This window comes from Buttiauxella izardii, assembly GCF_003601925.1.
In the GTDB taxonomy this organism is placed as follows: domain Bacteria; phylum Pseudomonadota; class Gammaproteobacteria; order Enterobacterales; family Enterobacteriaceae; genus Buttiauxella; species Buttiauxella izardii.
The window spans coordinates 105,888-126,952 of sequence record NZ_QZWH01000004.1; the positions used below are offsets into that span (position 1 = coordinate 105,888).

Consider the following 21,065-nt stretch of genomic DNA (forward strand, 5'->3'; position numbering starts at 1 on the left):
GCCCGTTCACAGGTTATAACCGACCACGATGTGGCGCAAAGACACCGGGTTTTGCTCTTTTTTGAAAGCAGCAGCCAGTTCGATCACTAACAAGGGTGGCAGCGACTGGCGAGCCATACGAGTGACGGTGAATTTTTGTATGTTCATCGTGGCAGGATCTGAGATTTTCTCCCAGCCATTGCCTTCGCAACTGGTGGCTCCACGCAAAGCTTCCAGGTTGTTACTATTGAGTCGAAATCCTGCTAGTTCAGTTTCGGTATGGCCTGATGGCTCCCACCGCCCGTTGCTGTTACTGTCCCATTGCAGCAGGACACATTCCCCCTCCTTGCGCAAAACCAGCCCTTCCCCCTGGCAAGTACCATGGCAATAGCCTGCACGTTGAAGTTGTTTCCCTAAACTAAATGCCAGTTGCCAGAGTGATTCTTGCAGTGTTTCTTTCTGATACTGTTGCAATACCGCCCGTTGCAGCACGGGGAATAACCGGCCGGCCCCCAGTAAAACAATACTGCTCAAAGCCATCGCGATAAGCGTTTCAAGTAGTGTGAAGCCCTGTTGGTTTAATTGCATTTATTGCTCCCTTTCACTTCACAAACACGAATTCTTCCTTGCGTTGAAAGAATAACGCGCCACTTTCCCGCAGAACTTTGTAGCGTAATATGGCCCGGCCAGGCAGTGTTTTTCAGCCCGTAAAAACCCATCCCTGATGTAGTCTCGGTAATATCGACATCGGCAAAAGGTTGAAGCAATCGCCAGCGTCCACTGGCGTTACAGTCATTCTCGGGACTCAATTTGCTCCCTAGACACCATGTTCCTCCTGAGCGTTTCAACGTGAGTAAATGGTCACGATTATTCCAGTTTGCATCACTGCGTAATTCCTCAAACAAATGACGAATCTGTTGCGTGGTTATCTGCAAGCGCTGCTGTTGCTGCCATTGTTGCCAGCCATATACGCCACCAGCACTGAGCATTGCGACAATGACTATCACCACCATCATTTCTATCAGGCTAAAGCCGAGCTGTTTCGTTTTCATGGCGTGAGTGTGCCAGCCGCGAAACTCTTCGCCAGCGGCAAAAAACTGTTTCTCGAGGCTTCTCGGAGGAAAGTTTTGTTGTTGCGGTGAGTTGCATAAATGCTGGAAACAGCTTCGCAAAGCCAGATTTCAGGCAAAAAAAACCGGCGCACAGATGGCACCGGTTATGGCAGGCTGTAAACCGTTAGATAGCGACAGGCGCTTTGATTGCCGGATGAGGGTCGTAACCTTCAATCTCGAAATCTTCAAAACGGTAATCAAACAGTGATTCTGGTTTGCGCTTAATCACCAGCTTCGGCAGCGCACGTGGCTCACGCGTTAATTGCAGACGTGTTTGCTCAAGGTGGTTGCTGTACAAGTGAGTATCGCCACCGGTCCAGACAAAATCACCCACTTCCAGGTCACACTGCTGCGCCATCATATGCACCAGCAAAGCGTAGCTGGCGATATTAAACGGCAGGCCGAGGAAGATATCACATGAACGTTGATAAAGCTGGCAAGACAGCTTGCCGTCCGCCACATAGAACTGGAAAAACGCATGGCAAGGAGCCAGTGCCATTTTATCCAGTTCGCCGACATTCCATGCTGAAACGATGATACGGCGCGAATCCGGATCGTTTTTCAGCTGGTTAATGACGGTGGTGAGCTGGTCAATGTGACGACCATCAGGAGTTGCCCAAGAGCGCCACTGTTTGCCATATACCGGGCCAAGATCGCCGTTTTCATCTGCCCATTCGTCCCAGATAGAGACGTTGTTTTCATGCAGATAAGCAACGTTGGTATCACCTTTCAGAAACCACAGCAGTTCATGAATGATGGAGCGTAAATGACAGCGTTTAGTGGTAACCAGCGGGAAACCATCTTGCAGATTAAAGCGCATCTGATGACCGAAAATCGACAGCGTACCGGTGCCGGTGCGGTCATCTTTTGGTGTGCCGTTTTCCAGCACATGTTTCATCAAATCAAGATATTGTTGCATGTTTCCTCACGAAAGCTGTTGCTGTGGACGGCGACGATATGCCCAAACCATCATAATCACACCCGCGACAATCATCGGAATCGAGAGGATTTGCCCCATGCTGATGTACTGCACCCACTCACCGGTGAACTGCGCATCTGGCTGGCGGAAGAATTCAACGATAATACGGAACGCACCATAGCCAATCAGGAACAGGCCGGATACAGCACCCATCGGGCGCGGTTTGCGGATATACAGGTTGAGGATGATAAACAGCACAATGCCTTCCAGAACCATTTCATAAAGCTGGGAAGGATGGCGTGGCAAAACACCGTAGGTATTAAACAGCGATTGCCATTCTGGGTGAGTCGCCAGCAGGCCGATATCTTCGCCACGAGAACCCGGGAACAGCATTGCCCACTTAAAGTTAGGGTCAACACGGCCCCACAACTCGCCATTGATAAAGTTACCAAGGCGACCCGCGCCCAGGCCAAATGGAATCAGTGGTGCAATAAAATCAGCAACCTGGAAGAACGAGCGATGGGTACGGCGCGCAAACCAAATCATTACGCAGATAACACCGACCAGGCCGCCATGGAAGGACATGCCGCCATCCCAGACTTTGAACAGGTACAATGGGTCAGCAAGGAAAGAAGGCAGGTTGTAGAAGAAGACATACCCAAGACGCCCACCGAGGAATACCCCCAGGAAGCCCGCATACAACAGGTTTTCAACTTCGTTTTTCGTCCAGCCACTGCCTGGCTTATTAGCACGACGACCCGCAAGCCACATGGCGAACACGAAACCGACCAGGTACATCACACCATACCAGTGCAAAGAGACTGGCCCGATGGAGAAAATCACCGGGTCAAATTCAGGGAAATGCAGATAGCCACTATTCATCTGTCACCACAAACCATTGTTACCCCATCGAAAATCGACGATGGGTTGCAAGTACGCATCTGTGCAGATGCGCTCCGAAGGGAGCGAATCATAGCACAAAGGGGGGAAGGGTTAAGCCGACGAACTTGTAAAAGATATGTAATGCCCATCATCGTTCGAGCGAGTTAGCGCCCGCCGCGAATCAAGCCGCCCATCCCGCGTCGCTCCATGAAAGAGGCCACCTGATGGCGTACTTCCGTTGCGAGTTGAGCCTCAATACTACGCTGTGCGAGGAGTTGAGCCTCCTCAAGGTTTATGTGGCGCAGCAAGTATTTCACGCGAGCCACCGAGCGACCGTTCATCGACAAATGGCGATAGCCCATGCCAACCAGCAGAGCAACGCACATTGGGTCGCCCGCCATTTCGCCACACAGGCAAAGGTCGATGCCATGGCGTTCAGCTTCTTTGGCGATATGGTTCAGCGCACGCAGCATAGCCGGGTGCAGGCTGTCATACAGGCTCGCCACGCGGGTGTTGTTACGGTCAACCGCCAGTAAGTATTGCGTCAGGTCGTTGGTGCCTACGGAAATAAAATCGACCCGGCTGGCAAGATGCCCAAGCATAAAGACCATCGACGGAACTTCAACCATCACGCCAATACGCGGTTTAGGTAGCTCATAACCAAGCACTTCTTCCACTTCACGCCCGGCGCGATCAATCAAACGGCGCGCTTCGTCAATCTCGTCGATGCTGGTGATCATCGGCAGAAGAATGCTCAGGTTGCCAGTCGCCGCATTGGCTCGCAGCATGGCGCGCACTTGTACCAGGAAAATTTCCGGTTGGTCCAGAGTGATGCGAATGCCTCGCCAGCCCAGGCACGGGTTTTCTTCACTGATTGGCATATAGGGCAGTTGTTTATCCGCACCGACATCAAGCGTTCGCAGCGTGACCGGTTTTTCGTTAAACATCTGCAACATGCCCTGGTATTGAGCGACCTGTTCTTCTTCTGACGGGAAGCCGCTTTGCAGCATGAATGGGATTTCGGTGCGGTATAAACCGATTCCGTCGATACGACCACCAAGTTGCTGCTCATGCTCCGGGCTCAGACCCGCATTCAGCATAACTTGCACACGCTCACCGCTTTTCAGTGCTGCCGGGCTATCAACGCCGTCTTCAACCAGAAGTGTGAGTTCATTCTCTTCGGTGATAAGTCGCTGGTATTCCTGCAACAACACTGTTTCCGGGTCAACCAGCAGTTCACCACGGTAGCCATCAACAACTAACGTACGGCGATGTAGCACGGAAGGCTGAATATCCGCGCCCATAACGGTCGGAATGCCGAGCGCACGCACCATAATCGCGGCATGAGAGTTGGCGGCACCATCACGCACCACAACACCAACCAGACGGTTTTGCGGCAGTTCAGCAAGCGTGGTGGCGGATAACTCATCGGCCACCAGCACAAAGCGTTCAGGCCAGGTATTTGGGCTCTGAATGTTGTCATCGAGATGGAACAACAGACGTTGACCGAGCGTACGCAGATCGCCCGCTCGTTCTTTCAGGTAGCTGTCACTTAAACTTGCGAACTGCTCCGCAAATTTTTCGATGACTTTTTTGACTGCCCACTCAGCAACCGAGCCTTTATCGACTTCTTCAAATAATTCACGACGTAGGCGGGCATCGGTTAATAAGTGCGAATAAAGATCAAAAATAGCCGCAGTTTCTTTCTGCGCTCCCGCCGCAAAGCGTTTGCTGTAGCGACGAAACTCGTTGGATGCCTCTTCAAGAGCGGCGGTCAGACGCTCGCGCTCAAGTGTGGTATCAAGCGTTGACGCTTCCGATACCTGCTCCATTAATGGCAGCGTTGAGTCCATCCAGCCTTCGGCAATCGCAACGCCTGGCGATGCAGGCAATGCCCGAATTCGCGTCTGGCGATACTGACCAAATAAGGCGGCTAGCTGTGACTGAGAAAGAATGGCGGCCATTTGCGTGGCGAGCGTGACGAGGAAGGACTCCTCGCTTTCATCGTATTGGCGGTGTTCACGTTGCTGAACAACCAGCACGCCCAGCAACTGGCGTCGCTGGATAATAGGAACACCAAGGAAAGCGCGGAAACGCTCCTCTTTTACTGCGGGAACATATTTAAAACTGGGGTGTTTTTGCGCATCGGCAAGGTTTATCGGTTCGGCAAGACGCCCAACAAGCCCGACAATGCCTTCATCAAATGCGAGGGTAATGGTGCGGCCGCGCGGCTTTTTAAGGCCGCGCGTCGCCATCAGATAAAAGCAACGCCGGTCATGATCTGCGAGATATACCGAGCATACCTCGGTGTCCATCGCAAGGCAGATATCTGTAACCAGAATATCCAGCGCCTCATTGAGGCGCGGGGCGCTGGCAACCTTCTCGACTATTTCTCGCAAACGGGTGAGCATTTTTCGCGTGAATTAACCTCTTTTACGTCGCCATGCAGGCGCGTTATTACGTGGTGGCGTAACTTCCTGCAGCGGCATAACGACGCTTGCAAACTCTTTCATCACCCGACGATACACATCGCGTTTAAACGAAACGACCTGACGAACCGGATACCAGTAGCTCACCCAGCGCCAGCCATCAAACTCTGGGGTACTGCTGGTTTGCATATTGATATCGTTATCGCTGGTTATCAACTGCAGGAGAAACCATTTTTGTTTCTGGCCGATACAAACCGGCTTTGTGTCCCAACGCACCAAACGTTTAGGTAACTTGTAACGTAACCAGTTTCGGGTCGAGGCGAGTATTCGGACATCTTTTCGCTGTAACCCCACTTCCTCGAAAAGTTCCCGGTACATTGCCTGCTCCGGGGATTCGCCAGGATTGATGCCACCTTGCGGAAACTGCCAGGAATGTTGACCAAAACGCCTGGCCCACATGACCTGACCCTGCCGATTACAGATTACGATACCAACATTCGGGCGGTAGCCATCATCATCGATCACCGGACTACCTCAAAACAAACTTAGATTAGGGCGATTGTTTCATACAAGCGCCAGGCGGTAAACCACTGTGTAGCAGTCACTAAAAGGAATAACATTTGAATAACTCACAAAATATGACCGAGTTATAAACAATAGTGGATTGAGGGCCGGCAGTTTATTCACTTTTTCTGTGGATATAACTGTGAAAAACTACCTAATACTCTCGGGACAACTTAGGATAACTCTAAAATAGCCTGACCAGACGAAAATAAAATAGTCATTAATTTCAATTAAATAAACAAACAATGATTAACTCACAGCCCAGGAGTGTGATGATCATCACATATGAAGATCTCCCATTGATGAAAGATCGAGCAATGACGTTTTTATCCACAGATTGTGCCAACAAGTTAGTCACAATATGGTGAAAAAATGGGTTTACCCCCTCCGTCAAGGCTGTAAATCGAACCAGTAGTGGGCTTTTTTACCAGTTATCCCATTTTTCTGTGGATAACCCGGTGTAAGATCCTGTTCATTCCCGGTGACCAGAATGGGAAAAGGTTTTTTCATAATCCAGATATGATAATTTTAAGCGATAAAAATGATTCAAAATCAGTGGATTGTCATTCTTACCCACGACACGCTAAACTATTTCCACACTGTGGGTAAACCACGCTTGTTTTTTAACCGATCAACAGCCAGGCACAATGCAAGCTCTTCGTCCATTACTTAACCCTCCAGAAAATGAACAGATTTTACTGGCTCAAGCCCAGAAGCTGGCAGGCTATACGCTGGGTGAATTAGCTGCTTTGGCCAGTTTATCGATCCCAAACGATCTTAAACGCGATAAAGGCTGGATCGGGGTTTTGCTCGAGCTTTGGCTGGGTGCCAGCGCCGGAAGCAAACCTGAGCAAGATTTCGCGGCATTGGGGATTGAGCTTAAAACCATCCCTGTGGATAGGTTGGGTCGCCCGCTGGAAACCACCTTTGTTTGCGTTGCTCCGCTGACAGGCAATACCGGCGTGACATGGGAAACCAGCCATGTCCGCCATAAATTGAAACGCGTGTTATGGATCCCGGTCGAAGGGGAGCGGCAAATCCCGCTTGCTGAACGTCATATCGGCACACCGCTGCTGTGGGCGCCGTCAGCAGAAGAAGAGCACCAGTTACAGCTGGATTGGGAAGAGCTGATGGATTTGATTGTGCTGGGTCAAGTCGAGCGTATCACCGCCCGCCACGGCGAAGTGTTGCAGTTGCGCCCCAAAGCCGCCAACAGCAAAGCTCTGACTGACGCATTTGGTGCGGATGGTTCGCCAATTCTTACGCTGCCTCGCGGTTTTTATCTGAAAAAGAACTTCACCGCCGCTTTACTGGCTCGTCATTTCTCGTTGTAGCACCAATTAATTTGTGTCCTACGTTAAGCTCGCGTTTATAATTGGCGTTTTATAATTTCTGGCAGGGCTTTAAATGTTGTTTGCATGGGTTACCGATCCTAACGCCTGGATGGCGCTGGGGACACTGACGATTCTGGAAATCGTTCTGGGAATCGACAATATCATCTTCCTCTCTCTTGTTGTGGCGAAGCTGCCTAAAGCGCAGCAGGCGAAAGCACGCCGCCTGGGTCTGGGCGCTGCGATGATTATGCGTCTGGTTTTGCTGGCTTCTATCGCCTGGATGACGCACTTAATTCATCCGCTGTTTTCCGTGATGGGCCATGATTTCTCTGCCCGCGACCTCATTCTGGCGTTGGGCGGCTTGTTCTTAATCTGGAAGGCGAGCAAAGAGATCCACGAGTCTATTGAAGGCGAAGAAGAGAGCATAAAAACCAATGTTCACTCTTTCTTCGGCGCTATCGTGCAAATCATGCTGCTGGATATTATTTTCAGCCTGGACTCGGTGATTACCGCCGTTGGCCTGTCCGATCATCTGTTCATTATGATGGCCGCGGTGGTGATTGCGGTGATGGTGATGATGTTCGCGGCAAAATCGATTGGTGATTTTGTTGAGCGCCACCCTTCGGTGAAAATGCTGGCGCTGTCATTCCTGTTGCTGGTCGGCTTTACGCTGATTCTGGAAGGTTTCGATGTTCATGTGCCGAAAGGTTACATCTACTTTGCGATGTTCTTCTCAATCGCTGTAGAAACCCTGAATCTTATCCGCAACAAAAAGAACCCGCTGTAACCCTCACAGGGGAAGCTATCTGGCTTCCCCTCTGTTTCTTTTAAGAATTTACTGCTTACGTTCTACGCTTTGTCGAGTTATTACTAAACTGTATGTGTCAATAAACCACACGAGGCGAATAACGATGAAAAAATGGGCAGTTCTAATTTCCGCTGTCGGTCTGGCATTTGCGGTTTCAGGTTGTAGCAGCGATTACGTCATGGCAACCAAAGATGGCCGTATGATCCTCACTGACGGAAAACCGAAGGTTGATGACGATACTGGCTTAGTGAGCTATCGCGATCAGCAGGGCAACGAGATGCAGATTAACCGCGATGATGTGTCACAAATCATTGAACGCTAAATCCCCGTCATCTTTCAAGCTGCAGATGCGTTGGCTGCTCTCACTCACCCGACAAATCTGCTGGAAGCAGATTTGAACGCTGCTTGCAGCGGCCCAGAAGGGGTGAGACCCATTGTTGGGTCGAATAATCACTTACTAAAGTAAGCTCATCGGGATTCGCTCCTTTGCCGCCTTTCCGCAGCTTGAAATATTTTGGGGATGCGATGATCAGCGCCTCGCTGGCCTGTAACACTTTTTCTTCACATTCCCCCTTCCGCTTTTGCCTCCCTTCTGCCATGTTTATAGTCCATTTTTTGTCGGGCAAGTCCCTGACCGATAAGACAGAAGAATAAGGAAGGCGGCTATGCAATATCACCGTATCCCCCACAGCTCTCTTGAAATAAGTACGCTCGGGCTGGGAACAATGACGTTTGGTGAGCAAAACAGCGAAGCCGACGCGCATCAACAGCTTGATTACGCCGTTCATCAGGGGGTAAACCTGATTGATGTGGCAGAAATGTATCCCGTGCCACCTCGTCCAGAAACCCAAGGGCTAACAGAAACTTACGTTGGTAATTGGCTTAAACAGCGCGCTAATCGTGAAAAACTGATTATCGCAACCAAAGTCAGTGGCCCAAGCCGCAACAACGACGCGGGTATTCGCCCTAATCAAATGCTGGATCGCCGCAATATTCGTGATGCGCTGGATGCCAGCCTCAAGCGTTTGCAAACCGATTACATCGATCTTTATCAGGTTCACTGGCCGCAACGCGCCACCAACTGCTTTGGCAAGCTGGGTTACACCTGGACGGATAACGCTGTCCCCGTCACGCTGCTGGAAACACTCGAAACGCTGACTGAGTTCCAGCGTGCCGGGAAAATCCGCTACATCGGCGTTTCCAATGAAACACCATGGGGCGTGATGCGCTATCTGCAACTGGCGGAAAAACATGATTTGCCGCGCATCGTCACCATTCAGAACCCATACAGCCTGGTTAACCGTAGCTATGAAGTGGGCCTGGCGGAAATTACGCAACGCGAAGGCGTGGAACTGCTGGCTTATTCCTGCCTGGCGTTTGGCACGCTGACGGGTAAATACCTGAATGGTGCGAAGCCTGCGGGTGCGCGTAACACGCTGTTTAGCCGTTTCACACGCTACAGCGGCGAGCAAACTCAGCATGCGGTTGCGGCTTATGTGGATGTGGCGAAGCGTCACAACCTCGACCCGGCACAGATGGCGCTGGCATTTGTCCGCCGTCAGCCGTTCGTTGCCAGCACGCTATTAGGCGCGACCACGCTTGAGCAGTTGAAGACTAACCTTGAGAGCCTGCATCTGGACTTAAGTGAAGACGTGCTTGAGGAGTTGGAAGCGGTGAACCGGATTTATACTTATCCGGCACCGTGATTTGAAAATCTCCTCTCCGATGGAGAGGAGAAAAAACTATTTCTGGCGAATCTGCCAAATCCACAACCCGCCAATAGCCAGTGCGAACACGGCACCAAAACCAATACCAATGCCGACGATCGACGCACCCGTTTTTACCGCCAGCGAGTAAAGCCCAAGCATCAGCAACATCGCAGTATTTTCACCGAGATTTTGCACCGCAATCGCATTCCCCGCACCGACTGAATGCTTGCCGCGTTCCTGAAGCAGCGCATTGAGCGGCACCACAAAGAACCCGCCCATAATCCCGATCAACACCAGGATCATGTACGACGGTAGCAACGAATGTTGTATCGAGAAGAACAACACGCCGACGCCAATCAAGATGCCTGCGGGCATACAACGCGCCACAGTTTTGAGCGTCACCAGTTTCGCTGCCGCACCGGCTCCCACTACGATTCCAACCGCGACCATCGCGTTTAAATAGGTTGGTGTCGCGTTATCGGTAATCCCCAGCGCCACCGGCACCCACAACACCAATAAGAAACGTAGCGTGACGCCCGCCCCCCAGAACAAACTGGTGCCGACTAACGAGAAGCGCGTTTCACCGTTGTGCCAGAGCATGCGGCAAGCATTGAAGAAGCTGCGCGTCATTGGCGTAAAGCGCCATGACTGACCAGGGCGAGCAGGTGCAAGTTTTGGAATAAAGATATTGGCGACAATCGCCCCGGCATACATCAAAACGCACACGCCAAGTGCGGCAAGAAGGTGCCAGTCAGCCAGCACGCCACCCGCCATCGAGCCAAGTAGAATGGCGGCAATGGTCGAGGATTCCATCAGGCCGTTGGCTTTCACCAGGCGGTCGCCGGTTGTCAGTTCGCCCAGAATCCCGTATTTAGCTGGCGAATAAGACGCCGCACCAATGCCCACCAGCGTGTAACCCACAAAAGGATTAAGACCGAAACAGATCGTCGCCGCACCAATCAGCTTGAGGCTGTTGGCAAACATCATCACGCGCCCTTTGGAAAAACTGTCAGCCACCTGGCCGACAAAAGGAGCAAACAAGATGTAAGCGCCAACAAATACCATCTGTAAAACCGGCTGGCTCCAGTCGGGATAAAACTGTTGTTTCAGCACCGCCAGCGTGGCAAACAGCAACGCATTATCACCGAACGCCGATAAAAATTGCGCGCAGGTTACTGCCATCATACCTCTGGACCAAATCGAGGTATCGTTTACGGCATTATCACGCATGCTCTGTCTCCGGTTGGTCTACCAGCGCTTTTAAGCTGACGAAATCAGGTTTACCGCTGCCTAAAAGCGGCAACTGCTTCATAAAGCGAATGTCACGCGGCACCGCCAATTCTGGGATCCCATTAGCGCGAGCGTATTGCAGCAGTTTTTCGCGGTTGAGTTCGCTATCAGTCGTGAACATCACCAGCGCTTCGCCTTTTGCCGCATCACTTTTAATCGTCGTGGCATGCATTTTTTCTGGCGAAACGCCGAGCGCCAGTTGCTCCACCATTTCCAGCGAGACCATTTCACCGGCAATTTTCGCAAAGCGTTTCGCTCGACCCTGAATCACACAAAAACCGTGTTCATCAAAACGCACGATATCGCCGGTGTCGTACCAGCCTTGCTCCATTTCGCCGTCCGCATTTTCAGCACTCGGGGTTTCCAGAACACCTGGGTTTTCTACTCGCAGATAACCCTTCATGATGTTCGGCCCTTTCAGTTGCAGCCGTCCGCCCTCTTCAATCCCTGGAACCGCCATCAGACGGGCATCCATCGCAGGGAGAATACGCCCCACAGTGCCGACTTTTGCCGCCATCGGAACGTTAATGGAAACCACTGGCGCACATTCAGTGACGCCATAACCTTCCAGCACGCGCAGGCCAAATTTATCCTGCCAAAGCTGCTTAGTGTTTTCCTGGAGTTTTTCGGCACCCGCCACCACATAACGCAGGCGGAAGAAGTCGTAAGGATTGGCAAAACGGGCGTAGTTACCCAGGAAAGTAGAAGTGCCAAACAGCACGGTACAGTTCCGGTCGTAAACCAGTTCAGGCACGATGCGGTAATGTAGCGGGCTTGGGTAAAGGAACACTTCGGCACCTGTCAGCAGCGGTGTAAATAACCCCACCGTCAGACCGAAGGAGTGGAACAACGGCAGCGCCGACATAAAGCGGTCGTTCGCCGTGAAGTCCGCAATGGTGCGAATTTGCTCGACGTTCGCCAGCAAACTTTTATGGCTGTGAACCACGCCTTTTGGATTGCCTTCGGAACCCGACGTAAACAGCACCATTGCGGCATCTTCCGGCTGCTGTTTTACCTGAGCCAAATGCGGCATCAGCAAGTGAGCGAAAATCCACAACTTATCCGCCAGAGTCACGTCGGCTTTTAAATCTTCCAGGAACACCCAACGCACCTGCGTGAGTTGCTCTGGCAGATGCCATAATTTGCCTTTATCGAGGAACTGGCGCGAGGTGAAAATGGTTTTGAGTTGTGCGGCAGTAATCGCGCTGGTGAGTCCTTTGACGCCCGCGGTGTAGTTCATCATCGCCGGAATTCGCCCACGGGACGACGCACCAAAAATCACCGCCGCGCTGATTGCCGCATTCGGCAGCATCAGGCCAATGGTTTCGCCCGGCGTGCTGTATTTATTGAGAATACGCCCGACAAACAGAGTTTTGGTGAGCAAACTACGATAGGTATCGGGTTTAAAATTAATGTCTTCGATGCAGTTTTTGCGCTCGCCGTAACGATGTTGTGCGGACAGCAACGCTTCATACAAAGTTTCACGCGGACGCACCGCCATACGCGCTTCCATCATGATCTGATGCAGCATTTCACCGGCCATTTTACGGCGGTCACGCGCTCGCGGAGCATCTGGCATTGGAATTGAGGTCGGCGGCAGAATATGCAAACGAATGCGCGGGAATAAACGGCGTTTGACCAGGCCTTTCAGGCGGCTGAAGAAAGTGAATTCAGCACCATCAATACGAATCGGGATCACCGTTGCATTGGCCTTCGCGGCAACAAATCCGGCACCTTCATAGATTTTCATCAACGAACCGGTCACCGAAATACGCCCTTCCGGGAAGATAACCACCGGACGCCCCTGCTCCACCAGCCGCACCAGGTGTTTAATTGACATCGGTTTGGTCGGGTCAAGCGGCACGAAATCAATCAGCGACTTCAGCCAACGCATATACCACTGCTGACTGATAGAGGAGTAAACAGCAAATACCGGGCGACCGGGTAAAAACAGCGCCAGCAAAATACCGTCAATAAAGGAGACGTGGTTTGGAACAATCAGCACGCGTGATTGAGTGAGCGTTTGCTGGTCGCCATAAAGACGAACCCGAAACAGGATTCGAAACAGCGCTCGAAAAAAACCAAAAAGCATAGCAACTCCCTTTGTCATTAATAAGCCGCAGGTATTTAAGTGTAGTGGCAGCAGATTACATGACTAGCGAAAAAGGAGCGATAGTTTGGCAGGAAGCAATATCTGAAAAAAAGGCAAAAAAAACCTGCGCATCTGCGCAGGTCGGTGCAAAGAATTGTACTCAACAACGTAACTAGAATTCTCACCAATCAATACCTCTGGGATTTCAAATGTAGCAGTGCCGGGTGACTTTTCGCCATGGCGAAATAGCAACAGCGCGCTGCAAACTGTAAGCAAAGATTTACTCTGAAATCTTTAAAAATCCAGAACATGCTACCTTCTGCCGCTACGCTTCATTTTCCCGACGCCAGACGTGTAACGATTACACTCAAATTGGTTTTATTTTAGAAAGGTTTGCGACGCTGCCAACAGTTGCGCCCTTGAAGTAACGCGGCTTTTCCGTAACACTTAAAACTGTGTAAACGCTTACCCACTCAGGAAAACTTCAATGGCGACAATAAAGGATGTAGCAAAACTGGCAGGCGTTTCTGTCGCCACGGTGTCTCGCGTCATAAATGACTCACCAAAAGCCAGTGATGCCTCACGCCAGGCGGTTACCAGTGCGATGGAAGAGTTAAACTACCATCCGAACGCAAATGCTCGCGCGCTCGCTCAGCAAACCACTGAAACTATTGGTTTAATTGTCGGGGATGTATCGGACCCATTTTTTGGCGCGATGGTTAAAGCCGTCGAGCAAGTCGCTTATCGTACCGGTAACTTTTTGCTCATTGGTAACGGTTATCACAACGAACAAAAAGAGCGCCAGGCCATTGAACAACTTATTCGCCACCGCTGTGCTGCGCTGGTGGTTCATGCGAAAAAAATCCCTGACGACGAACTCATTTCATTAATGAAGCAGATGCCTGGCATGGTGGTAATCAACCGTATTTTGCCGGGTTTCGAGCAGCGTTGTGTGGCGCTTGATGACCGCTACGGTGCGTGGCTGGCGACCCGTCATCTGATTCAGCAAGGCCATACCAAAATTGGCTACTTGTGTTCCAACCACCAGATTTCGGATGCCGAGGATCGTTTGCAAGGATATTACGACGCGCTGACGGAGCACGGTTTGCCGATTAATGACCGCTTAGTCACATACGGGGAACCGGACGAAAGTGGCGGCGAACAGGCGATGACCGAACTGCTGGGTCGCGGGAAGAATTTCAGCGCGGTGGCCTGTTACAACGATTCAATGGCGGCGGGCGCACTGGGCGTTCTCAACGATAACGGAATTGATGTGCCAAAAGAAATCTCGCTGATTGGTTTTGATGACGTGCTGATTTCACGCTATGTTCGCCCACGTCTGACAACCGTTCGTTACCCCATTATTACCATGGCGGAACAGGCGGCAGAACTGGCTCTGGCGCTGGCCGAAAAACGTGAGCTGCCAGAAATCACCCATATGTTTAGCCCTACGCTTGTGCGCCGCCATTCGGTTATTGCGTACGTGGGTGAGTAAAACTGTCGAACAAGCCAGATATCAGTATCTGGCTGAAAAGAACAAGCGCAATAATTCACACCACAAATAACAATCAAATAAATTAATTATTAAAACTTATAATACAAATAAATAAAGTAACAAAACCCTCAAAAATATTATTATTGCATTTGATTTATATTAAGGCCAAAGTTCCGGGTTAATAACATTAACACGTTCTTATTATATAACTCAGGCCAATAATATTAAGGGAGTAATATGTCAAACTTAGCTTATCTCACGATTAATGGAAAAACACAGGGGTTGATCTCTGCCGGATGCTCATCACTAGATTCTATTGGTAACAAAGCACAAATCGCTCATCTTGACCAAATTATGGTTTATGCCGTCACTCATTCTATGTCACGAGCACAAAACGTGAATCATCATGAAATGGTGATCATCAAACCCATTGATAAATCCTCACCTTTACTAGCCAAAGCAATAAATGATAATGAAATGCTGGTTTGTGACCTCGACTTGTACCGCACCAATCGAGTGGGAATGAATAATCTTTATTACACAGTCAAACTTACCGGTGCCAGAATTGTGAACACTGAATTCATTGTGCCTCATAACCTGCTGGATAACGGTGCAGAGCCTCAGGAAAAAATAACATTCAGCTATGAGACAATAACCTGGGAGCATTGCGATGCAGGAACAAGTGCGTATAGCCTGTGGAATGAGCGTGTATTTTAATTCTCAATATTGATAAACAAGGAGGTTGCTATGTCTGAATTAAGAGATCCAAATCAGAAACCACAGGATTACTTGCGTGACGGGCATCAGTTTCAAACCTATCCGAGCATGAACCCTGTGTTACGTGATATGGCGGCTATCAATGGAAATTTTATTACTGAAAATCGATACATACTGTTGCTAACTGTCGAAGAGGCTCAGGAGATAACGGATGAACTACTTGGCGGGTTAGATAACTTTTTCTCCTACAAACTTGGGCCAGGTAACATTAAAGATGGCCTGGATGGATTTCGTACCCTCAGCAAATTAACCACTTATACAAACCCTGTAGGACAGTTGATATTTAGTTTCAAATCTTTAAAAATCAAAGCTATTGAATATAAATACAACGGCAAGTCGTATATCAAAATAACGGGTTATGCCGGTATGCGCCGTATCTTAAATGGGACTCGTTATGGAGCGACAAACCCACAAATGCTGGAAATGGCTATTGGCATGCGTGGCTTTGGTGGAGCCATTATAAAAGGAGTTAAGTTCTGTATCTATTGTTCACTAGGATTACGTGTTATAGAATTAATATTTAAATCAGACTATGACCTTGTTGATTTTATGGTTGATATTCCAATGGATATAGCAAAGATAATTGTCTCGAGTATTTTAATTGGCATTGTCGGCGGAGTGATGACATTTTTCAGTTTTCCAATTATTATTACAGCTGGATTTATCATTGGATTAGGCATAATATTAAACAATAAATTAAATGATCTTGATAAAGAAACGGGGCTATCTTCAGATCTAAAAAATAAAATTCGCGATGCTATCGTTGCGCAGCAAAAAATGAGTGAATGGGATTATCAAAGGTTGACTTCATTTTCAAAACCCCTACATGAAAGAGGTTTTTGAAATGAGGATATATACTAAACTACAATGGATAGGTTTTAAATTGGCCGGTGTTTTTTTGATGGTAGTATCTGTAGTACTAATATATTACTCTATTTTTTTCATTGAAGAATATCAGCTCTACTCTCTGGTCACACTGGGTAATACTATTGTATATGACGGAAGAATCATTACCGCCATTGGTGCGACACCAACTTTCATTTATGTATTCTTTTTCGCATTCCGCACAATTCTGCAAAAAGGTGTTGAACGACTAAAAAAGGGAACGCTGATTGGTACTGTATGGGGATTGTTCAGTCTTGCATGTTTTATTTTTTGCATGGGCATATCTTGGGTAATCCCTTTGGGATTAATAGCGCTAGATTATACGTTATGTGACGAGGAAGGCGATGTTCCTGGACTTTATTACGTTACTAAACCAGAACTCTGTAAAACAATTATTGAGAATCATTAATTTGTTAAAGCGCAATTTTATACAAATGCACAGCCTTATTCGGGTAATCCAACCCTTCGCCAATATATTCCCAGCCAAAACGCTCGTAGTAATCTTTGCAGGCTGAATAAAGATAAAGCTGGGGATAACCCAAAGCACGGGCGTGTTCGATAACGTGCCGTTGCAGTTTTTCTCCAAGCCCGCGACCACGCTGGTTTTCATCGATATACAATGCCGCCAGCCACGGGTATAAATCCTGGCGGCTGATTAAATCACAGCGCCATAATCCGACCGTTCCTACCAGTTTTTCACCTTCGATGGCTACGAACGTCAGTGGTAATTCCCCTTCCCGCTGGCTGGTTGCGACTATCGAGGCGAAGAAGTCGCGGCTGTCGGATATGCCGAACGCTTGCCATATCCAGTCGGTGACCTGCTCTGCGTATTGAGGCGCGGCGTACAACGGCAAGATTTTCACATCAACTTCCCCTGGAAGATGGGAACCGACTCGAACAGATAGCCGTCGAAATCCGGCGCATCGGAATCAGATTGTTCGAGCAGGCTGTTTTTGACGTTTTCTAAATGCTGCCACATCGCCTGCCATGAGCCCATCACATCGCGGCGACGCAGCGCGGCCAGAATGGTTTGCAGGTCGCCGAGCCATTTCAGACGATAGCTGCGGGTATCAATATGCGCACGCAGTTGCTGCCACATCGGGCTGCTGTCTAAATGACGCCAGATACTTTCCACCGTCGCCAGCAGCATCTGGTTTTGCGAAGCGCCTGCCAGAACCAGGTGGAACATTTTGCAGTTGTCCTGGCTCAGGTCGTTTATCGCAATCGCGCGTTGCTCCTGTTCGAGGATACGCTTGAGATTGTCGATATCGGCTTTCGTCGCCATTTTTGCGGCAAAGGCCGCAATGTTACTTTCCAGCAACTGACGCGCTTGCAACATTTCAAACGGGCCAATATCGCTACTGAAAAAAGCTTCTTCTTCCGCTTCGTGTTCCGCCGGGATCCGTGAGACATACACTCCAGAACCCTGGCGAATATCCACCGTGCCTTGCAACTCCAGCATCAGCAGCGCTTCACGAACGATGGTGCGGCTGACGCCATACTTCTCAGCAATATTACGTTCAGGCGGTAAACGCGAACCGACCGGATACATCCCCTGCATGATTTGCGCGCGCAGATCCTCACCAATTTCCTGGTATTGTTTTTTTTCTGGCGAAAGCACTACCTTGTCCACAATATCACCCGCATGTGTTGATTCTCAGTGGCACACTTTGCTGCCGCTGATTTATACCCGCTAGCTTATCAAATTAATCCACTGAGTAGGTCGGATAAGCGCAGCGACATCCGACATCACTGACGCAAATGGTGGATGGCGCTAACGCTTACCCCCCTACAAAACCGGCTTAGCGACGTTATCAGTGATTATTTCCATTCATCGTCAACGTTGAGCTGCAAGGTGCGCGTTTCCCCCAGCGTCCGATACCAGTGGGCTGATTTTTTCGCCCGCCGCTCGCGGTTGTTTTGCAGGTTGATTTCAATTAAACCATAGCGGTTTTTGAAGGCGTTCATTGGCGACACATTATCGGTGAAGGCCCATAACATATAGCCCTGGCAGTTAGCGCCATCTTCGCGAGCGCGTAGCGTCTGATACAAATGCTCGCTGATAAACGCGATGCGATAATCATCTTCAATCACGCCATCGGCGTTACGGAATTGCGCTTCGTTTTCCGTTCCCATTCCGCTTTCTGCGACAAACCACGGAATATTGCGATATTCCGTTTTTATCCGCATCGCCATGTCATAAACAATGCGCGGGTAGATTTCCCAGCCGCGCGACTTATTCATCCGCCGCCCAGGCAATTCAAACGGTTCGTAATAATAAGCCGGATGGAATGGCGTTTCTGGGTTCCAGGCGCGTGACGGCGCTTTGACGCGGTGCGGATAATATAGATTGATACCCAGTTCATCGACGGTGTTTTCACGGATAATCGCCAGCTCTTCTGCTGTGTAATCCCACTGCACATCATGTTTTTCCAGCAGTTCGATTAGCTGTGGCGGATATTCCCCGTGCACCAGCGGGTCTAAAAACACGCGGTTATAGAACAAGTCATAAATCTGCGCGGCTTTCTGGTCATGAGCCGCACTGGAACGCGCATAAGTCACTTCAGGATTGAGAATACAACCCACGGTTCCGCTATAACCTTTTTCACGGAACAGCTTCACCACTTTTGCCGTGGCGAGGTTTTTGTGATGATTCCACTGCATCCACTTGTGCGTGTTTTGCTCATAAGGCCAGCGTAACGCATCAAGATAAACGCGGGTTTGCACCACAATTGGCTCGTTAAAGGTAAACCAGCGATTCACTTTGTGAGCATATCGGGCAAAGACTTTTTCAGCGTACAACACATACAGCTCGACCACCTTTTTCGATGCCCAGCCGCCATAAGTTTCAAACAGCGTGGCGGGCAATTCGTAATGCTCGAGGCAGATCATCGGTTCAATGCCGGTACGGCGCATCTCATCAATGAGATTGTCGTAATATTGCGCGTACTCTTCATCAACCACGCCGGTTTCATAATCGATGAAAAAGCGCGACCAGTTGATTGAGGTGCGGTAGTGCGTCAAACCCGCCTGTTTCATCAACGCCACGTCTTCGCGGTAGCGGTTGATGAAATCTGTCGCAACCGCCGGGCCGTAGCCTTCGTGCCAGACGTGGCGGTCGTTTTTATACCAGGCGTCGAGCCAGGAATCTTGCCCTTCTTTCTTGCCGCTCCAGCCTTCGGTTTGCCACGCCGAGGCCGCCGCGCCAAGGATAAAGTCTTTTGGGATTGTGATTTTTACGTTGCTCATGCCTTCCTCACGCGTTGTTGGCAATTTGCTGCTGTTCGGCCTGCAACTGCGCCTGTTCAGCTCGGCGAGAGGCAATTTTCACAAACGGCAGGTAAATCAGAATGGAAACCAGAATGCAGCCCAGTTGGGTAACCACCGCGCCCATGGACCCTGCGGTAGAAAGCCAGGCGTTAATCAACGGCGGCGTAGTCCACGGCACCATCACCACTGCTTTCCCGGCAAAGCCCATTGCCGTGGCGAAGTAGCCAATGGAGCCTGTCACCAGCGGCGTAATGATGAAAGGAATGGCCAAAATTGGGTTGAGCATAATCGGCATACCAAAAATCACCGGCTCGTTAATATTGAAGATCCCCGGGCCAAAAGAGAGTTTGGCTATCTCTTTCATTTCTTTGCGCTTAGTGGCGATCATCACCGCAATCAGCAGGCCAATCGTTAAACCGGAGCCGCCGATACTCATATACACATCCCAGAACGGCATGGTGATGATATTCGGGATCTCCTTGCCCTGCTCAAACGCGCTCATGTTGACAGTAATCGCCCCGAGCAAAAGCGGCTCGCGGATAGGTTTAATCATCTGATTACCGTGAATGCCAATCACCCAGAACAGCTGGGCGACAAACATCAGCAGCAAAATTCCCGGCAGGCTCTGCACCACTTTTTCCAGCGGTTGCTGCACCACCTGATACACCGCGTCATACAGATACATGCCGGTGGTCTGGTGGAAAACAAAGCCGAAAGTGGCGATGGCGGTCACGGTAATAATTGACGGGATCAATGCGGAGAACGAAGCAGAAACGTTAGGCGGAACGGTATCGGGCATTTTGATCTTCAGCCCTTCACGTTTTTCCAGCCAGCAGTAAATTTCCACCGACAAAATAGCGATAAACATGCCGAGGAACAGGCTGCGGGTGTCAGAAAACTGGCGCGCCAGAATGTCTTTCACCATATGCATTTGCCCATCGACCATCATTTCGATGGTGGTTGGCGTGACGCAAATAAAGCAGATCACCGCCAGCAAACCGGGGAACAGGCTTTTTATGCCGTTGATTCGTCCGAGCTCAATACCAATCAGAAACACCGCGCCAATGTTCAAAAAGTTAAGCGTGGCGTAGTTAATAGCCGCGGTAATCGGCTTTAACTGAGCGAGAAATGACAGTGCAGAAAAACTGGCGAGACCGTTTTTCGGGTCGAGAACCATATTCGAGATTAAAACTGAAAACGCCCCGACGATGATCACCGGCATCAGGGTAATAAAAGAAGCTTTGATCGCCATAATATAGCGGTAGCTATTGAATTTAGTAGCGAAACTTCCCAGAGAGTCGATTAACTTTTCCTGCAAAGCCATAGGGTATACCTCAGTGTTGTCGTTTTTTTATTATTCAAAGCGATGGAAGACGACCGATTTGGTATACCAAAAATAGAAGCAACTCCGTAGCATTTCCGTGATAAACGTCTCACAACGTTATATTGGAATTCCAATAAAATTGTTTTGGTATACCAAATAAAGATAAGTGGTCTGAATTATTCAAAAGCGTGATCCG

General features: G+C 49.7%; 21 protein-coding genes. 8 read left to right on the forward strand and 13 right to left on the reverse strand.

Annotation, left to right across the window (positions count from 1 at the left end):
- Positions 1-6: 6 nt before the first annotated feature.
- From D6029_RS02380 to rppH, 6 genes are all read right to left on the reverse strand, one after another.
- Positions 7-567: a prepilin peptidase-dependent protein gene (locus tag D6029_RS02380; protein ID WP_120063224.1), complete on the reverse strand. Its 561-nt coding sequence runs from the start codon at positions 565-567 to the stop codon at positions 7-9.
- Positions 558-1,031 (reverse strand): prepilin peptidase-dependent protein, encoded by a 474-nt coding sequence (locus D6029_RS02385; protein WP_120063225.1) that lies wholly within the window; start codon positions 1,029-1,031, stop codon positions 558-560. The genes D6029_RS02380 and D6029_RS02385 overlap by 10 nt, the downstream gene beginning before the upstream one ends.
- 184 nt (positions 1,032-1,215) lie before the next feature.
- Positions 1,216-2,010, reverse strand: a complete 795-nt coding sequence (gene thyA, locus D6029_RS02390) for a thymidylate synthase (RefSeq protein WP_120063226.1) — start codon at positions 2,008-2,010, stop codon at positions 1,216-1,218.
- A 6-nt stretch (positions 2,011-2,016) separates the two neighbouring features.
- On the reverse strand, positions 2,017-2,892 hold the full coding sequence (lgt, locus tag D6029_RS02395; RefSeq protein ID WP_120063227.1) for a prolipoprotein diacylglyceryl transferase: 876 nt from the start codon (positions 2,890-2,892) through the stop codon (positions 2,017-2,019).
- Positions 2,893-3,056: 164 nt separating this feature from the next.
- Complete coding sequence (ptsP, locus tag D6029_RS02400) at positions 3,057-5,303, reverse strand: phosphoenolpyruvate--protein phosphotransferase (RefSeq protein WP_120063228.1); 2,247 nt, start codon at positions 5,301-5,303, stop codon at positions 3,057-3,059.
- 12 nt (positions 5,304-5,315) lie between these two features.
- The gene (gene rppH, locus D6029_RS02405) at positions 5,316-5,846 is read right to left on the reverse strand and encodes an RNA pyrophosphohydrolase (RefSeq protein ID WP_120063229.1); all 531 of its coding nucleotides are present in this window, start codon (positions 5,844-5,846) and stop codon (positions 5,316-5,318) included.
- Between the two features lie 686 nt (positions 5,847-6,532).
- On the opposite strand from rppH, the gene mutH reads away from it, so the two are divergent.
- The 3 genes from mutH to D6029_RS02430 all read left to right on the forward strand — a co-directional run bounded on the left by mutH (position 6,533) and on the right by D6029_RS02430 (position 8,349).
- Positions 6,533-7,219 carry a DNA mismatch repair endonuclease MutH gene (mutH, locus tag D6029_RS02420; RefSeq protein ID WP_120063232.1) on the forward strand — a complete coding sequence of 229 codons (687 nt, stop codon included), beginning with the start codon at positions 6,533-6,535 and terminating at the stop codon, positions 7,217-7,219.
- A 73-nt stretch (positions 7,220-7,292) separates the two neighbouring features.
- Positions 7,293-8,006, forward strand: coding sequence for a TerC family protein (locus D6029_RS02425; RefSeq protein ID WP_120063233.1), 714 nt, complete (start codon positions 7,293-7,295; stop codon positions 8,004-8,006).
- Between the two features lie 124 nt (positions 8,007-8,130).
- Entirely contained in the window at positions 8,131-8,349 is a 219-nt protein-coding gene (locus tag D6029_RS02430) for a YgdI/YgdR family lipoprotein (RefSeq protein WP_064543789.1), read from the forward strand.
- A 40-nt stretch (positions 8,350-8,389) separates the two neighbouring features.
- Here D6029_RS02430 and D6029_RS22475 read toward each other — a convergent pair whose 3' ends face one another.
- The gene (locus tag D6029_RS22475; protein ID WP_167455961.1) at positions 8,390-8,626 is read right to left on the reverse strand and encodes a hypothetical protein; all 237 of its coding nucleotides are present in this window, start codon (positions 8,624-8,626) and stop codon (positions 8,390-8,392) included.
- Positions 8,627-8,692: 66 nt separating this feature from the next.
- Here D6029_RS22475 and D6029_RS02435 point away from each other — a divergent pair, with 66 nt between their 5' ends.
- Positions 8,693-9,733: an NADP(H)-dependent aldo-keto reductase gene (locus D6029_RS02435; RefSeq protein ID WP_120063234.1), complete on the forward strand. Its 1,041-nt coding sequence runs from the start codon at positions 8,693-8,695 to the stop codon at positions 9,731-9,733.
- 36 nt (positions 9,734-9,769) lie between these two features.
- Here D6029_RS02435 and lplT read toward each other — a convergent pair whose 3' ends face one another.
- Both lplT and aas read right to left on the reverse strand, forming a co-directional pair.
- Positions 9,770-10,966: a lysophospholipid transporter LplT gene (lplT, locus tag D6029_RS02440; protein WP_120063235.1), complete on the reverse strand. Its 1,197-nt coding sequence runs from the start codon at positions 10,964-10,966 to the stop codon at positions 9,770-9,772.
- Complete coding sequence (aas, locus tag D6029_RS02445) at positions 10,959-13,118, reverse strand: bifunctional acyl-ACP--phospholipid O-acyltransferase/long-chain-fatty-acid--ACP ligase (RefSeq protein ID WP_120063236.1); 2,160 nt, start codon at positions 13,116-13,118, stop codon at positions 10,959-10,961. Before aas ends, lplT begins: the two co-directional genes overlap by 8 nt.
- Positions 13,119-13,605: 487 nt before the next feature.
- Here aas and galR point away from each other — a divergent pair, with 487 nt between their 5' ends.
- From galR to D6029_RS02470, 4 genes are all read left to right on the forward strand, one after another.
- Positions 13,606-14,613 (forward strand): HTH-type transcriptional regulator GalR, encoded by a 1,008-nt coding sequence (gene galR, locus D6029_RS02455; RefSeq protein ID WP_120063238.1) that lies wholly within the window; start codon positions 13,606-13,608, stop codon positions 14,611-14,613.
- A gap of 237 nt (positions 14,614-14,850) precedes the next feature.
- Positions 14,851-15,330 (forward strand): Hcp family type VI secretion system effector, encoded by a 480-nt coding sequence (locus D6029_RS02460; RefSeq protein ID WP_120063239.1) that lies wholly within the window; start codon positions 14,851-14,853, stop codon positions 15,328-15,330.
- A 30-nt stretch (positions 15,331-15,360) separates the two neighbouring features.
- Complete coding sequence (locus tag D6029_RS02465; protein ID WP_120063240.1) at positions 15,361-16,233, forward strand: hypothetical protein; 873 nt, start codon at positions 15,361-15,363, stop codon at positions 16,231-16,233.
- Positions 16,217-16,684: a hypothetical protein gene (locus D6029_RS02470; RefSeq protein ID WP_147365214.1), complete on the forward strand. Its 468-nt coding sequence runs from the start codon at positions 16,217-16,219 to the stop codon at positions 16,682-16,684. Before D6029_RS02465 ends, D6029_RS02470 begins: the two co-directional genes overlap by 17 nt.
- A gap of 4 nt (positions 16,685-16,688) precedes the next feature.
- On the opposite strand, the gene D6029_RS02475 is transcribed toward D6029_RS02470, so the two are convergent.
- The 4 genes from D6029_RS02475 to D6029_RS02490 all read right to left on the reverse strand — a co-directional run bounded on the left by D6029_RS02475 (position 16,689) and on the right by D6029_RS02490 (position 20,869).
- Positions 16,689-17,138 (reverse strand): GNAT family N-acetyltransferase, encoded by a 450-nt coding sequence (locus D6029_RS02475; protein ID WP_120063242.1) that lies wholly within the window; start codon positions 17,136-17,138, stop codon positions 16,689-16,691.
- On the reverse strand, positions 17,135-17,908 hold the full coding sequence (locus tag D6029_RS02480; RefSeq protein WP_120063243.1) for a GntR family transcriptional regulator: 774 nt from the start codon (positions 17,906-17,908) through the stop codon (positions 17,135-17,137). The genes D6029_RS02475 and D6029_RS02480 overlap by 4 nt, the downstream gene beginning before the upstream one ends.
- A 188-nt stretch (positions 17,909-18,096) precedes the next feature.
- Positions 18,097-19,524, reverse strand: a complete 1,428-nt coding sequence (locus tag D6029_RS02485; RefSeq protein ID WP_120063244.1) for a glycoside hydrolase family 1 protein — start codon at positions 19,522-19,524, stop codon at positions 18,097-18,099.
- A gap of 7 nt (positions 19,525-19,531) precedes the next feature.
- Positions 19,532-20,869 carry a PTS sugar transporter subunit IIC gene (locus D6029_RS02490; protein ID WP_120063245.1) on the reverse strand — a complete coding sequence of 446 codons (1,338 nt, stop codon included), beginning with the start codon at positions 20,867-20,869 and terminating at the stop codon, positions 19,532-19,534.
- Positions 20,870-21,065 lie beyond the last annotated feature (196 nt).